The sequence below is a fragment of the Cupriavidus sp. Met-2 genome, from assembly GCF_049843575.1.
Classification (GTDB): Bacteria; Pseudomonadota; Gammaproteobacteria; order Burkholderiales; family Burkholderiaceae; genus Cupriavidus; species Cupriavidus metallidurans.
Genome location: NZ_JBBHZL010000023.1, coordinates 1 through 14,204 on the forward strand (window position 1 = coordinate 1; position 14,204 = coordinate 14,204).

Annotated in this window: 12 protein-coding genes and 1 pseudogene; 9 read left to right on the forward strand and 4 right to left on the reverse strand. The window is 60.0% G+C overall.

The window, feature by feature from the left end; genetic code table 11:
• Together WD006_RS28220 and WD006_RS28225 are read right to left on the reverse strand one after the other, a co-directional pair.
• Nucleotides 1-358: class I SAM-dependent methyltransferase (locus tag WD006_RS28220; protein ID WP_029306657.1), on the reverse strand; the 358-nt coding region annotated here is incomplete at its 3' end.
• A gap of 908 nt (nucleotides 359-1,266) precedes the next feature.
• On the reverse strand, nucleotides 1,267-1,431 hold the full coding sequence (locus WD006_RS28225) for a hypothetical protein (RefSeq protein WP_156149798.1): 165 nt from the start codon (nucleotides 1,429-1,431) through the stop codon (nucleotides 1,267-1,269).
• 642 nt (nucleotides 1,432-2,073) lie between these two features.
• On the opposite strand from WD006_RS28225, the gene WD006_RS28230 reads away from it, so the two are divergent.
• The 6 genes from WD006_RS28230 to WD006_RS28255 all read left to right on the forward strand — a co-directional run bounded on the left by WD006_RS28230 (nucleotide 2,074) and on the right by WD006_RS28255 (nucleotide 10,109).
• Nucleotides 2,074-2,292, forward strand: a complete 219-nt coding sequence (locus WD006_RS28230; protein ID WP_141192960.1) for a hypothetical protein — start codon at nucleotides 2,074-2,076, stop codon at nucleotides 2,290-2,292.
• Between the two features lie 977 nt (nucleotides 2,293-3,269).
• Complete coding sequence (locus tag WD006_RS28235; RefSeq protein WP_029306656.1) at nucleotides 3,270-3,668, forward strand: hypothetical protein; 399 nt, start codon at nucleotides 3,270-3,272, stop codon at nucleotides 3,666-3,668.
• Between the two features lie 72 nt (nucleotides 3,669-3,740).
• On the forward strand, nucleotides 3,741-5,048 hold the full coding sequence (locus WD006_RS28240; RefSeq protein ID WP_024569968.1) for a TolC family protein: 1,308 nt from the start codon (nucleotides 3,741-3,743) through the stop codon (nucleotides 5,046-5,048).
• Nucleotides 5,045-6,607, forward strand: coding sequence for an efflux RND transporter periplasmic adaptor subunit (locus WD006_RS28245; RefSeq protein ID WP_017515126.1), 1,563 nt, complete (start codon nucleotides 5,045-5,047; stop codon nucleotides 6,605-6,607). Before WD006_RS28240 ends, WD006_RS28245 begins: the two co-directional genes overlap by 4 nt.
• The gene (locus WD006_RS28250; RefSeq protein WP_029306655.1) at nucleotides 6,604-9,774 is read left to right on the forward strand and encodes an efflux RND transporter permease subunit; all 3,171 of its coding nucleotides are present in this window, start codon (nucleotides 6,604-6,606) and stop codon (nucleotides 9,772-9,774) included. The genes WD006_RS28245 and WD006_RS28250 overlap by 4 nt, the downstream gene beginning before the upstream one ends.
• On the forward strand, nucleotides 9,771-10,109 hold the full coding sequence (locus WD006_RS28255; RefSeq protein ID WP_029306654.1) for a copper-binding protein: 339 nt from the start codon (nucleotides 9,771-9,773) through the stop codon (nucleotides 10,107-10,109). Before WD006_RS28250 ends, WD006_RS28255 begins: the two co-directional genes overlap by 4 nt.
• A gap of 488 nt (nucleotides 10,110-10,597) precedes the next feature.
• Here the strand turns inward: WD006_RS28255 and WD006_RS28260 are convergent, their stop codons facing one another.
• Nucleotides 10,598-11,245, reverse strand: coding sequence for a c-type cytochrome (locus WD006_RS28260; RefSeq protein ID WP_017515734.1), 648 nt, complete (start codon nucleotides 11,243-11,245; stop codon nucleotides 10,598-10,600).
• 543 nt (nucleotides 11,246-11,788) lie between these two features.
• The gene (locus tag WD006_RS28265) at nucleotides 11,789-12,115 is read right to left on the reverse strand and encodes a four-helix bundle copper-binding protein (protein ID WP_080672870.1); all 327 of its coding nucleotides are present in this window, start codon (nucleotides 12,113-12,115) and stop codon (nucleotides 11,789-11,791) included.
• 276 nt (nucleotides 12,116-12,391) lie between these two features.
• On the opposite strand from WD006_RS28265, the pseudogene WD006_RS28270 reads away from it, so the two are divergent.
• The 3 genes and pseudogenes from WD006_RS28270 to tnpB form a co-directional block, all read left to right on the forward strand.
• Nucleotides 12,392-13,451 (forward strand): annotated as a pseudogene (locus WD006_RS28270) (tyrosine-type recombinase/integrase); the annotation flags it as partial.
• 80 nt (nucleotides 13,452-13,531) lie between these two features.
• Nucleotides 13,532-13,909, forward strand: a complete 378-nt coding sequence (gene tnpA, locus WD006_RS28275) for an IS66-like element accessory protein TnpA (RefSeq protein ID WP_011229357.1) — start codon at nucleotides 13,532-13,534, stop codon at nucleotides 13,907-13,909.
• Nucleotides 13,885-14,100 (forward strand): IS66 family insertion sequence element accessory protein TnpB, encoded by a 216-nt coding sequence (tnpB, locus tag WD006_RS28280; protein WP_080672772.1) that lies wholly within the window; start codon nucleotides 13,885-13,887, stop codon nucleotides 14,098-14,100. The genes tnpA and tnpB overlap by 25 nt, the downstream gene beginning before the upstream one ends.
• Nucleotides 14,101-14,204: the final 104 nt, after the last annotated feature.

The following is a 14,204-nucleotide window of genomic DNA, read 5'->3' on the forward strand; positions in this document are numbered from 1 at the left end:
GTCCACCGACGTGTTCTAGGACGTCAAATGCACCCAGAACATCGAATGCGTCGATGTACGGAATAGCACGGACATCCATCTGCAACAACTGAGCTTTGCATTTGCGCTGCCCCTGCATCAGGGCGTGCAACGATGCCTCGCCGCCGACCAGGCGTGCACGAGGGAAGCGGGCCTCGATCGCGCGCAGATTCTCAGCGGTCCCACAACCGACGTCCATGAACGAGCGCAAAGCCGGAAAGTAGCGCTGCAGCGCTTCTAGGATCAGTTTACGGCGATAGACGAACCAGAAGTGCGTCGCTTCGAGCCTCTCGTATTCAACGAAGAGCGGTTCGTGAAAGCCATCGTGGTCGACCATCATGGCCGGTGCCAGACAGTGCACGCCCGCGAGAACATGAGGCTGCCAATTGCATGCGGTGCACGCCCACACGTCAATTTCGAGCGGGGCCTTGCATTGATTACAGATGCGCATCGCTGTCTCTCCAATATCGTGCGCGCGCGACACAGCCAAGCGACACATCGCGCACCGCAACATAATTGCGCTGCCTCGCTCGCGCAGGGACGGGTGCAGGCAGGCTTGTTTCGTCTTCGATCAGGCCGAAGGACGACGTCTAAGAGGTGGAGGTAGCCAACCCAGTGGTTGCGTGGGAGGCTTCAGAGATGGCGAGAGGGCGGGCGGAGCACCGTCTCAGGAGTTGTGCTCGCAAATATCCACGGGACAGACGCCGGTGGCACGCCGTTCAGGGACAATGCTTGAGCCCCCAAGAAGGCAACGAGAGCAAGTGGCGAGGCGGCCGAGCAGGCAGAACAAGCTTGACAGCCGCGGGCCTTGCCGTGCGTTTTGTTTAGCGAACGGTGATGCGAACTCGGATCGCAGTGTGCGTTCACCTCGTGAGTGACGTCAATGACGGCAAGGGAAGTATAGCCGGCACCGTGCCTCAGCTCGGTCAGCTCGCTGCACGAAAGAGTAGCCGCTGCGCCAACGCTCTGAACCGGCAACGTCAATACAAGGAGCCAAAGCGAGAGGTGTCGCAACAGCTTTTTCATCCGGCGGCATCAGCATCTATTGATGGCGGGAGTCTACAGAAGACTCCTGTCATTAGAATGACGGGGACATGACAGACTCGGCACCCTGGACGTCTTCAAACGACCGCCCTGCGTCGCAGTAACGAGGCCGCCAAGATCTGGAAGCGGCGCCTCGATAAACGCATTCACTCATGTATGAAGTCCCAATGCCGCGCGCCCGGCGTCCGCAAGCCTGCAGGCAACTCAAACGACCAGCCGGCAGGCGAGTAAATCAGTGGCCTGGTGAACCGTGAGAGCCATCTCGCGGGCGACGATCAAGCTCGCGTCGCCCATGTTCGACACGGTGATGGGGCTGGCGATACGAATCGTGCAGAGCGGGACCATGCCCGTAGAAAGGTCGCGCATCATGTGCCACCGCGACCGCAGGCACATGATGCGCGGCGCCCGCCGAGCGTAACCAGTAGACATCTTTCTCGCCGTAACCGTCGTGCGTCTGCGCGGTGGCATAACCGAATCCAATGGCCAGCGCGGTTCCGACCAAGATGGGAAGCTTTTTCATGTTTTATCCTTTGTGTTTGTAGCGGATGGAAGCATATGTCTTTGGCACTGCCCGCTGTGTTCGCATTTCCCTACAAGTGTGAGCGCTTGTAACGCTATTGGCTCGGCAGTGACACTCGAGTCGAATTCAATGACTCCCCTGTAATGGTCGCGTAATACGCGCTGACCCGAAGTCATCGCCTTTCCCCGCCGAGAACGGCCAGCTTGTGACGACGGACAATGCACAGCATCGTGAAGTAAAAGTTGCTGAATATACCGCCACAGCGGACTGCCATCATCCAAGGCAGAGGAGAAATCATGTTTGTCATGATGGAGCGATTGGGGGACAGTTCGCTCTCTCCCCCCGGCGGAAACTTTGCGCTTACCGGTTTTTGTTAAGCCAGCCGACGCACTACTTGACCTTGCCATCATGAGAAGGTCCATAGTGCAAATGTGCACCACTTCGCGGCGATCACGCTCTGGCCGCACCACCTAACCAACCAGGGGGAAATCATGATGTCTGTAGCGCAAACGTTACTTGATGAAGTGTTTGTTGCGTTCCGATTGGCGTGTGAACTCCAACAATACCGCGTGGCCGACCACCTGCTAGCGGCCCTGGAACAATTAGCCGGCGACAACGAGCGCTTGCTCGATGACGTCTATTTGTCGTTCGCTTTTTCCCTTTCTGCAGGCGGAATTTCGTCGGAATCCGCAGTGCCTCGCGGAGCATAAGTTTCTATACTTAATACGGCTCCTGCGACGACGCTACCTCGCGTCCGCTCGGAGGCCTAATGCGTAAGCCCATGAATCAGCTTTGGCGTGTCGTCATAGTGCTAGCTTTGGTACTGACTTTGCCCCTCCGGGCTCAGTCCGGGCCATTGCGCAGTTGCTGTATTGCCGTCATCGCCGAAATGTCGACAGGCATGCCCGTTCGAGCAGCGAATGTCAGTGTCGAGACCGGAAGTTCGCCTGATTGCATCAGTCAATCCAGCTGCGCCGATAATCGGAATGTTAGCGGCCCGTCTGGTCTTCCCTGCACGGCCTCGGCTTGTGCGGTCCTCGCTGGCATGCCGGTGAGCACCGGATCGGTCACGGGTGCCTGGATCAGTGTGTTGGTTGCGCATCCGGAATTTTCGTATCAATCCGCCGTTCCGCCCCGCCTCGAGCGCCCGCCCAAATAGATCTGTTCGTAGCACGATTTCACTACACAGGAATGCTGCACTGGGTGCCACACCAGCGCGCTCCTGGCTGGCCTTTTACATTCACAGTGTTGCCGACCGCTTGCTGCTAAGCGGGGCGTGCTGCTTACTCCGAACGAGGAACATCATGAAATCTCTCCTTCACGCTCTTGTGGGTGCTGTCGTCCTTGGACTCTCGCTATCCGCCGTCGCCGGCCCGGACTGGTATGTGATAGAAAAGGCTCGCGACGCTAAGCGAACTGAGGCGCAACACTCGAAGGCACGGCAGACAGGGGACAATACCGCGATGACGCGAGACCAAGCCGCCACGATGCAAAAGTGCAGGGAAATGATGGGTCAGCCCAAGTAACGGGCTTTCTCCGATGCGCTGTGTTTGGGGTGGCGCATCGGAGCGCCTCCAACGGGCTTTTATCTCAAGCGGGTGGCGTTTGACCTGCGGCAAACCGATGCTCGGACAAGTGCTGAAAGCGGCCAAACGCTGTTACCATTCGCTTCAAACGAGATTTCCACGTGCGTACCCGCATCTACCGGCTTTGGCTTGCCGCATTCCTGTTGAGTATATTCCTGACAGTTCAGCTGGCAGCGGCGGCCTACGCCTGTGCGGGCAGCCGGTATTCGATGGAAAGGATGGCGGTCATGGCCGGCATGACAGAGTCCTGTCCGGATATGACGCAGAAGGCCAAAGCGCCTGCTGCCCATGATGGCTTGTGTTTGGAGCACTGCCAGTTTGGCTCCAAGTCGGCCGACCATGCCAGCCCGCAGATTCCTTCGTTCCAGCCCGTGCTCGTCAATTTCGTTGAGCCAGCGTTGGTGCCGGTACTCACCATCCAGCGAGCGGCCTATGCAGACGCGGTTCCACGGCCCCCCCCTCGCCCCCTTCCCATTCTCCACTGCTGTTTCCGAAACTAGCCGCCGAAGCAACGCCTACTCTCGTGCCTTGAACCATGGCGTTCAGGGTGGTCGTTGTTTTGCGGAGGCTATATGCATTTGCTTTCTCCCTTTGCGTCTGGGTGCCAGCTGACACTCGCCCTTGCGCTATTGTCCGCTGCCCATTCCGTCTGGGCCCAACCTGCGGCTGCACTCTCCTTGCAGGAAGCGGTGGCGCTTGCGTCGTCCCGCTCGACGGATGCCGAAACATCGCGCTCGGCGGTCCAGTCTGCCATCGAGATGGCGGTCGCTGGCCGGCAATTGCCGGACCCAGTGCTGAAAGTCGGAGTCAATAACGTGCCGGCGAACGGACCCGACCGGTTTACCCTCGGAACGGAATCAATGACGATGCGCTCGATCAGCGTGATGCAGGAATTCACCCGGTCAGCGAAGCGCGAGGCTCGCGCTCAGCGTTTCGAGGCCGAGGCCTCGTCGGCAGAGGCTCAGCGTACGGCGGCGCTCGCCACGGTGCAGCGCGGCGCCGCAACGGCCTGGCTGGACAGCTGGTACGCTGAACGCGTCTACAGCGTGCTCACCGAACAGGCACAGTCCATCAAACTGATGGTTGAAGCGGCGCAGGCTGCCTATCGTGGCAACCGCGGTTCCCGCGCCGACATCCTGACCGCTGAACTGGAACTCAGGCAACTGCAGGATCGCGAAGACGAGGCGCACGCCACGCTGGCATCGGCCCGCGCGATGTTGCGCCGCTGGGTCGGCGAGGCCGCAGAGCGCCCCCTGGGCGAACGCCCGGGCCTGGAGGCTCCGGCCTGGCTCAAGACACTGGATGCCGACGGCGTGGCGCAGTTGCCCGACGTGGCAACCGCCGATGCTCTAGTAGCCATCGCGGAAGCAGAAGGCCGCGTCGCACGGGAGAACAAAATTCCCGACGTAAGCGTAGAGCTGATGTACAGCCAGCGCGGCCCCGCCTATTCCAACATGGTGTCGCTCAACGTCTCACTACCGCTTCCGTGGGACCAGAAGCACCGCCAGGATCGGGAGTTGGCCGCGAAGCTGGCCCAGGCCGATGCGGCGCGTGCGCAATCCGAAGTCGTGCGCCGCAGCTTGATTGGACAGTTGCGCGGCAGGCAAGAAGAGCTGGGGCTCAACCAGGTGCGGATCGAGCGCTTTCGCAGCGCCACCGTGCCGCTGGCCAAGGCCCAGACCGAAGCAGCCATGACGGCCTATCGCACGGGAGCCGGCACCCTAACCGCTGTCGCCGATGCCAGCCGCAAGGCGCTCAACATCTCGCTGGAGCGCCTGCAGCTTGAGGCTTCTAGCGCCCGGCTCTGGGCCGAATTGACCTTCCTGATGCCGTTACCCACTGCCGCCCAGAATCCGTCGCTGCAAGGAGCTCAACCATGAACAAGATCACGATTGCCCGGACCGTGACAGGCCTGATGGTGCTGACAAGCGTTGGGTTAGCTTACTATCTCGGTCAACAGCAAGGGCGTCAGCAGGCGCACGAATCGGCAAGCTCCGACAGCGACGCCATGAGCGCCAGCGGTGTCACGCTCAAGGCGGGCGACATCGACCGGAAGACCGGCAAGCGCATACTCTACTGGCACGACCCGATGGTGCCGGGACAGCGCTTTGACAAGCCGGGCAAGTCGCCGTACATGGACATGCCGTTGTCACCTGTGTATGAAGAAGCCAGCGCCGGCGCGGCCGTCACAATTGACAGCCGCGTAACCCAGAATCTCGGCATTCGTACGGCCGAGGTGAAAACTGGCCGACTGGAGGCGGCTTTACAGGTACCAGGCAATGTCGCGATCAATGAACGCGGCATCGAAGTATTGCAGGCTCGTACTAGCGGATTCGTGGAAGCCGCCTATGCCCGGACCACCCTTGATCCGGTCCGCAAAGGCCAAGCGCTTGCGCAAATCTACGCGCCAGAGTGGGTCGCCGCTCAAGAAGAGTACCTGGCGGTTAGCCGGATGGACGGCAGCATACAGCAGGACCTGCGTGAGGCCGCGATTGCGCGCATGCGTCAGGTCGGCATGACCGAAAGCCATATCCGGTTAGTGCAGTCCACCGGCAAACTGCAGCCACAGCTAACGATCGCCAGTTCGGTTGACGGCATCGTCACCGAGGTCGGTGCGCGCGATGGCATGACGGTCTCCGCGGGGACGACTCTCTTCCGTATCGCGAGCCTTGCAACTGTGTGGGTCATCGCCGAGGTGCCTGAGAGCCAGGCGGCCCCGTTGCGCCCCGGCCAGCCGGTCTCCGCCACGGCGGCAGCCTGGCCCGGCGACCCACTGGCGGGCAAGGTCGATGCCATCCTGCCGGACATCAGCGCCGGCACCCGCACAGTCAAGGTCCGCATCGAGTTGCAGAACAAAGCGCGTCGGCTCCTGCCCGGCATGTTTGTATCGGTGCGCTTTGACGCCGGGCCAGGACCGGATCGCCTGCTGGTGCCAACCGAGGCGTTGATTCGCACCGGTACGCGCACGATCGCGATGGTGGCATCCGGCCAAGGCGGATTCAACCCAGTCGAAGTCAAGACCGGCGCGGCTGCGGGTGGCCAAACCGAAATCATTGAGGGCCTCAAAGCGGGCGAGGAGGTGGTCGTGTCCGGACAGTTCCTGATCGACTCAGAGGCAAGCCTGCGCGGCACCGCACAGCGCATGAGCGCGCCCACGGCCGCGTCGGGCGCTGGCGCCGCAGCAGCGTCCGGACCGGAACATCAAGGCGTCGGCCGAATTGAGACCGTCACCGAGCAGAGCATGACGATCTCCCACGGCCCCATTCCATCGGCGCAGTGGGGTGCCATGACCATGGAGTTCGGCGCGCCGCCAGCCGGCATGCCCAAGGGATTTAAGCCTGGAGATCAGGTCCGGTTTCGCTTCCGACTGGACAAGGACGGCGTGGCAACCCTATCCACGGTCGAATCGGCCGTCGCTGATGCTGGAGCGACGCGATGATTGCCCGACTCATTCTCGCCTCCATCCGCAATCGTTTCCTGGTGCTGCTCGCCACTGTCATGGTGACCGCATGGGGCCTCTGGGCGGTACAGAGTACGCCGCTTGATGCCCTGCCCGACCTGTCTGATGTACAAGTGATTATCCGCACTCCATTTCCTGGTCAGGCGCCCCAGATTGTGGAAAACCAAGTGACCTATCCGCTCACGACAACCATGCTGTCGGTGCCGGGCGCCAAGACCGTGCGCGGCTACTCGTTCTTCGGTGACTCCTATGTCTATGTGCTGTTCGAAGACGGGACCGACCTCTACTGGGCACGTTCCCGCGTGCTCGAATACCTGAACCAGGTGCAATCGCGGCTGCCGGCTGCCGCGAAACCCGCGCTTGGGCCCGACGCAACCGGCGTCGGCTGGATCTATGAGTATGCCTTGGTAGACAAAACCGGTCAGCATGACCTCAGCCAGCTAAGAGGGCTGCAGGACTGGTTCCTGCGCTTCGAACTCAAGTCCTTGCCCAACGTCGCCGAAGTGGCTTCGCTCGGTGGCATGGTCAAACAGTACCAGATCGTGCTGATCCCGGATCGGATGCGCGCCTATAACCTGTCGCAAGCCAAGGTGCTGGAAGCGCTCAAGGGAGCCAACCAGGAAACCGGCGGCTCGGTGCTGGAGTTGGGCGAAGCCGAGTACATGGTCCGGGCGACCGGTTATCTGAAAACACTGGACGACTTTCGCCAGATTCCGTTGGTGACCAATGACGCGGGTATCCCGGTACGGCTGGGCGACGTTGCCACCGTGCAGCTTGGCCCCGAGATGCGGCGTGGCATTGCCGAACTGAATGGCCAGGGCGAAGTTGCAGGCGGCGTCATCGTGCTACGCTCCGGCAAAAATGCCTTGGAGACCATTGAGGCGGTCAAGGCCAAGCTCGCCACCTTACAGAAAAGTTTGCCAAAGGGCGTCGAGATCGTCACCACCTACGATCGCTCAGCACTGATCAAACGGGCGGTGGAAAACCTCACCACCAAGCTGATCGAAGAATTTGCGGTCGTGGCCCTAGTCTGCTTGGTGTTCTTATTTCACCTACGCTCCGCGCTGGTGGCCATTGTCTCGCTGCCGCTAGGCGTGCTGGCGGCTTTCCTAGTAATGCGCTACCAAGGGGTGAACGCCAACATCATGTCACTTGGTGGAATTGCTATCGCCATCGGCGCGATGGTAGATGCCGCGGTGGTCATGATCGAGAATGCGCACAAGCATCTCGAACACTGGCATGCCGACAATCCCCGACGCGAACTCAGCATCCAAGAGCGCTGGCGCGTCATTGGCGACTCCGCGGCTGAAGTCGGACCGGCCCTTTTCTTCTCGTTGTTGATCATCACGCTGTCGTTTATTCCCGTATTTACGCTGGAGGCACAGGAGGGCAGGCTTTTCTCGCCACTGGCCTTTACGAAAACCTATTCCATGGCGGCCGCTGCGGGGTTGTCTGTCACTCTGGTACCGGTGCTGATGGGGTACATGATCCGCGGCACGATCCCATCGGAGCAGGCTAACCCGCTCAATCGCTGGCTGATTCGCGGCTACCAGCCGTTACTCGCTAAGGTGCTTACCTATCCGAAGACCACCTTGGCAATTGCGGCGATGCTGCTTGTCGCCACCGCATGGCCCATTATGCGTATTGGCGGCGAATTCATGCCGCCTTTGGATGAAGGCGATTTGCTTTACATGCCCTCGGCGTTGCCAGGTTTGTCCGCGGGCAAGGCCGCTCAGCTCCTCCAGCAAACCGATCGGCTCATCAAGACCGTGCCGGAGGTCGCTACAGTGTATGGCAAGGCGGGGCGCGCGGACACCGCCACGGATCCAGCGCCGATTGAAATGTTCGAGACCACCATTCAGTTCAAGCCCAAGGACCAGTGGCGCGTGGGCATGACCACCGACAAGCTGGTAGAAGAGCTCGATCGCGTTGTCAGAGTTCCAGGACTATCTAACATTTGGGTACCGCCGATCCGCAACCGCATCGACATGCTCGCGACCGGGATCAAAAGCCCCGTGGGGATCAAGGTCGCCGGCACGGACCTGAAGGAGATTGACCTCCTAGCCACGCGCATCGAAGAGGTAGTTAAGACGGTTCCAGGCGTCACGTCCGCGCTGGCCGAGCGGCTTACGGGCGGGCGCTACATCGACGTCGATATTGACCGGGGCGCCGCGGGCCGGTACGGCCTAAACATCGAAGACGTTCAAGCGATCGTGTCGTCGGCCATCGGCGGTGAGAATGTCGGCGAGGTGGTCGACGGACTCGCGCGCTTTCCTATCAATATGCGGTATCCGCGTGACTATCGGGACTCTATTGAGCAACTACGTCTTCTGCCGATCGTGACCGACAAGGGGTTGCAAATCACGCTAGCTGACGTTGCGCGCATTCAGATCGTACAAGGACCGCCAATGCTACGCAGTGAAAATGCACGGCTCTCCGGGTGGATCTACGTCGACATTCGCGGCAGGGATCTGCGCTCAGCCGTGCAAGACATGCAGGAGGCAGTCGCTAAAGCGGTGCCGATGCCAGCCGGCTACGCGCTGAGTTGGTCAGGCCAGTTCGAGTATCTTGAGCGCGCCACCGCTAAATTAAAGGTGGTGGTGCCGTTCACTTTGCTGATCATCTTCGTGTTGCTTTTCTTGGTATTTGGACGGCTGGACGAGGCACTGCTCATAATGGGTACCCTGCCGCTGGCATTGATTGGTGGCTTTTGGCTACTCTATCTGCTTGGGTACAACTTGTCGGTCGCAGGAATTGTGGGCTTTATCGCACTCGCGGGGGTCGCAGCGGAATTCGGCGTCATCATGCTGCTCTACCTGAAGCATGCCTGGCAGGAAAGGCTTGAGGACGGGCAGAGCGATACGGCGGCCCTACTCGATGCCATCCAGGAAGGCGCGGTGCTGCGTGTCCGGCCTAAGGCAATGACCGTGGCTGTGATTCTCGCCGGTCTGCTTCCCATTATGTGGTCGCATGGCACAGGCTCAGAAGTGATGCAGCGCATCGCTGCCCCAATGGTCGGCGGAATGGTCACGGCACCCCTGCTGTCCTTGTTCGTGGTCCCCGCGGTCTACCTGTTGCTACGGCGCCGTCAGACCAAGCGGAGTGCCATTTCCACAAACCTCACATCTCAGGAGGAATCGCAATGAAACATCTTAAGACGCTGATGTTCGCCCTTGCCACGACTGCCGCCCCAGCCGCATTTGCCGCAGGTTCAATGGATGGCATGGACATGAAGGCGCCAATCGCCTCTCAACAAATGCGCCAACCGGTGTCCGCGGAAGTCAAGAAAATCGATACGCAAGCGGGGAAAGTTACGCTTAAGCACGGTCCAATCGAGAATCTGGGTATGCCCGGAATGACGATGGCGTTTCCGGTCAAAGATCGCAGCTGGCTTACAAAATTCAAAGTGGGTGACGCGGTGTCGGTGACCTTCGACAAGGTGGACGGTACAGCGACTGTTGTCGACATGCAGCGCAAGTAGCCTTCCAACCCAAGGCGCACGGTTGCTTCCACCGGCCGTGCACTTCCATCTGGCATGGCCCGTTAATATCTAGCTATTCGATTCGGGTTGCCATTGCACAGAGTTCCCGATCGGCCAAAACTCAATTAAATACTGTCGTGCACCGCCCCCCTTTAGAGTTGCCACATGACGTTGCGGTTGTCGTCCTCTTCGCGTTGGCCGCCATCTTGGCTATGCTTGGACTCTTCGCCTGGTATGTGATGCGCCGGTATGGTGCCGCCTCGCGAACGCGCAACCCCAGCAACACAACGCGCAAGCGTAATAAGAAGATAAAGAGACGAAAATAGACACGGCAGCCTTGGAATCCCTATCGTACGCGGGCATCGCGGGCGATTTCATATGCCGATTATGCCAATGATTGCGTCAGCCTCATCTGTGGACCGAGTTCTTCAGAATGCCACTTTTTTCGGTTTCCCCAGCAGGTACTTGTGGGAGTGCGTGCGAAACAATCAATGTTGCCCTGAGTCATGGACCTTCTCTGCGGAGCTTCTCTTATTCGCTGTTCCTGATGGGGCGGATGCCTGCGCCGCGGGCTGACGGGAGCCCGCCTCACCGGGCCCCGCGAACTCACCACCGAAATACTCATCGTTGTCGCTAGACGACCGATCGAACAAGTTCCGGTACTGAGTGGACGTCAAGGCGGGAAGCTTCTGGAGAAACGCGACGAGATCCCAGATTGTCTCGTCGTCGTGATCATCGCCCCATGCTGGCATGCCGGTCATCTTCAAGCCGTGTTTGATCACTACAAAGGCGTGCTTGGGATCGACCCTGCTCTGATCCAGACGCGGCGGCGAGGGATAAAGTCCACGCGCTAACTGATTGTCTGGTAAGCCTGGTGCACGATGGCAAGCCACACACATAGAAGCATACTGACCCGCTCCTTTGAAAATACGCTGCGCATCGTTCAGATTTGGCGGCTGCAGTTCGTCGGATTGCCGCTCCATGGCGCGGGAACGCACCATCGCCAAAACGTTTTCTGTGATCCGCCAATCAGGTTCATCCGCGGCCACGCTATAAGTGCCCGAGAACGCGATTCCGAGTCCAATTACTGCCACAAGGAGCAGCGAGACAAGGATCGAAAGTCCGAAGGTTTTCATTGCGCGTTCACCTCTGTTTCGGCAGCGTCAGAATAGTTACGGCGTAAATTCTAGTTCGATACGTGGCTGGGAGGTGCACAGCAAGGAAAATCCCGGCCTGCCCGCGCTCGGCCTTCGGGCCAATTGCGCTGGGGGACTGGGCGCTTACTGCATCAACGAAGTCCGGTTGCAGTTCCGGCAGCGGATCGTCGTTGGCCCATTCTCCAAGCACGACGCGTGCCTGACAGGACATTGCCGCCACGTCATTATCCCGTAATGGATTCCAGCGATGACGAGTCGATATGGATTCAGATACGCCCACGAGATCACTAGTATTTTGTCCGTTTGTGCAGGGAGCGCAGAAGCTGGCGCCGGGCTAGCTGCAAATGCCACATGAACGGAGAAGTGGACCAAAAGAGCGGACTGCGACCTGCCGCTCTCCCGCCAGCCTCGAGCATGAAAGTTCTACATGTTTTGGTGTGAGTTACATTGGACGCGACGCGAGAATCCCCGTACATTGCCGCGGCGCGCCGACAAAAGGTGCTCGGTGCCTTGCGGCGTCAGTTATTGCATACTGTTGCACGCTTGCGAGCATCGCTCGCAGGCCTTCGCACAGTCCAGACAATGTTGCGCTGCGTGCTTGGCGCATTCAGCACCGCATTCTTCGCAAATTCGAGCGCATAGCTGGCAAATCTCCTTTGAGTGTTCGCTTGCGCGAGACATAGCAGCAGCAGCAAACGCACAAATTTGTGCACAGTCTATATCGAGCTCTATACACTTCCGCATTTCATCGACGTTCCGTTCTCGCAGGCAGGAAGCTGCACAATGATTGCAGGCGACTGCGCACGCGTGACAGGCATCAATACACGCTCTGAGGTCCTCATGTGGCATGACAAATCTCCTTCGGAATAGTTTGATCGGCGTATTGGAAATACGCCATTCCAACAACAGCAATTCGCGCGCCAGACTTGCTCGTATGGGGACCCGCCAACATCGCCCTCGTGGTGGGATCGGCTGCTGCCGAGTGCGACGAGCATGCGGAACCTGTTGTCGCAGTGGGGCACCGCATAGCAAATGGCCTCAAATTGAAATGCACAATCAGTCGGCCCGATTACCCGCTGCGCGCATGCTGCGCTCCCATATATCGATGGTGATCTAAAGCACGCGCTTACCGAGCGTGCCCGCGCCTTGATCGTCGCTGACCGACGGGCCATCGTGACACCGTGGGAACACCTGCGGCTGCCACACGAGGTCGACGGCTCCGCCGGCGCCTTCCGCGCTCCGCTGTCGACCTACATCCTGGGCATGGACAACGATTACGAGGACATCCAGGCCTGGCTGGCCCTGCACAAATCCCCGGCCACGCAGCGCGCCTATCGCAAGGAAGCCGAACGGCTGATCCTGTGGGCCATCGTCGCGCGAGGGAAGGCCCTTTCATCCTTGACGACCAAGGATGCAACGACTATCGGACATTTTTGCACAGACCCACGCCGCGCGAGTGCTGGGTTGGACCCCCGCGGCCACACACGTCGCCGGACTGGCGCCCGTTTGTCGACAACCTCTCGGCGCGCTCGGTCGCCCATGCGCTGACCGTGCTCAGCGCGCTGTTCCGCTGGTTGGTGGAACAGCGCTATGTACTGGCCAACCCCTTGGCGGGCATCAAGGTGCGCAGTAACCAGCGTGCCATGGCCGTGGAAATCACCCACGCCTTCACCGATGGAGATGGCTGCTGGTGCGCACCATCGCCAACGGCCTCGAGTGGTCGTACGGCTGGCAAGCCGCGGCCGCACAGCGGCTTCGCTTCCTGCTGGATTTCGGATACGCGACGGGACTGCGGATCAGCGAATTGGCCAATGCCGCGTTGCGTCATCTCGACGTCGACGCCGCGGGCGATCACTGGCTGCACCTGGTCGGCAAAGGTGGCAAGCCCGCTAGGGTTACATTGACGCCCTTGGCGCGGACGGCGCTGGAACGCCACCTGCTGGAGCGCGGGCTCCCTGTCAGCCTCGCTCGCTGGAACCCACCTAAGCCCATAGTCGGTAGCCTGGATGGTGGCGAAACCGGTATCACGCCCCTGCGCCTGTGGGAAGTCATGCACCGATTCTTCAGGCTCGCAGCGAACACGATTGAAGGCGATCATCCAGCGTTGGCAGAGAAGCTCCGACGGGCGATACGACAGTGGATGCGCCACAGCCACGCGACGCACGCACTGGCGAAGGGTGTCGAACGTAAGCGCCCGGTGAACCCGTCTTGAAGGGAAGCAGGAGAGCAAGGAGCATCGTGTCCATCTAAATTCTTGGTGGACACGTGAACACTATCGAAGAGAGCGCACCAGCGCGACGCCGACGTCGGCACAGCGCCGAGTTCAAGGCTAAAGCCGTCCAGGACTGCCTGCATCGGGGTGTTTCGATTGCGGCGGTAGCGCTGCACCATCGCGTGAACGCGAATCTGCTGCGACGCTGGGTCGCTGAACACCAAGCGTTGGATAGCGCGGGCGAAGCCCGTGCATTGATGACAGTACCCCAAGCCGAGTTCATCCCGTTGCAGATCGGCGATCCCACGCCGACGCCTGCGATACCGGATATACAGATCGAAGTGCGACGCGGTGCTGCGACGATCAGTATTCGTTGGCCAGGATCGGCCGCAGCAGAGTGTGGCGAATGGCTTCAGGGGTGGTTGCGTTGATCCGCATCGAGGCAATCTGGCTAGCTACCGAGCCGCTGGACATGCGAGCGGGAACAGATACGGTCTTGGCTCGGGTGGTGAAGGTATTCGGAGCCGCCCGACCGCATCATGCTTATCTCTTCACGAACAAGCGCGCGACGCGTATCAAGGTGCTGGTGTACCCTGCCTTGGCAACGCCTGGGCCGCGATGAGGCGATCACCGTGCTTTAGTCGTGGCTTGGTACAAGGGCCGAGCGTCCATTGGGGGCTGTGCCAATAGTTGGAGTGACGGGGAACTGGCAAGATTCGGAACATG

What these genes read in the sequence shown, in the direction of transcription:
- WD006_RS28225 (WP_156149798.1), bottom strand. Translation starts at nt 1,431, where the DNA reads ATGATGCGCGACCTTTCTACGGGCATGGTCCCGCTCTGCACGATTCGT.
- WD006_RS28230 (WP_141192960.1), top strand. Translation starts at nt 2,074, where the DNA reads ATGATGTCTGTAGCGCAAACGTTACTTGATGAAGTGTTTGTTGCGTTC.
- WD006_RS28240 (WP_024569968.1), top strand. Translation starts at nt 3,741, where the DNA reads ATGCATTTGCTTTCTCCCTTTGCGTCTGGGTGCCAGCTGACACTCGCC.
- WD006_RS28245 (WP_017515126.1), top strand. Translation starts at nt 5,045, where the DNA reads ATGAACAAGATCACGATTGCCCGGACCGTGACAGGCCTGATGGTGCTG.
- WD006_RS28250 (WP_029306655.1), top strand. Translation starts at nt 6,604, where the DNA reads ATGATTGCCCGACTCATTCTCGCCTCCATCCGCAATCGTTTCCTGGTG.
- WD006_RS28255 (WP_029306654.1), top strand. Translation starts at nt 9,771, where the DNA reads ATGAAACATCTTAAGACGCTGATGTTCGCCCTTGCCACGACTGCCGCC.
- WD006_RS28260 (WP_017515734.1), bottom strand. Translation starts at nt 11,245, where the DNA reads ATGAAAACCTTCGGACTTTCGATCCTTGTCTCGCTGCTCCTTGTGGCA.
- WD006_RS28265 (WP_080672870.1), bottom strand. Translation starts at nt 12,115, where the DNA reads ATGCCACATGAGGACCTCAGAGCGTGTATTGATGCCTGTCACGCGTGC.
- tnpB (WP_080672772.1), top strand. Translation starts at nt 13,885, where the DNA reads ATGGCTTCAGGGGTGGTTGCGTTGATCCGCATCGAGGCAATCTGGCTA.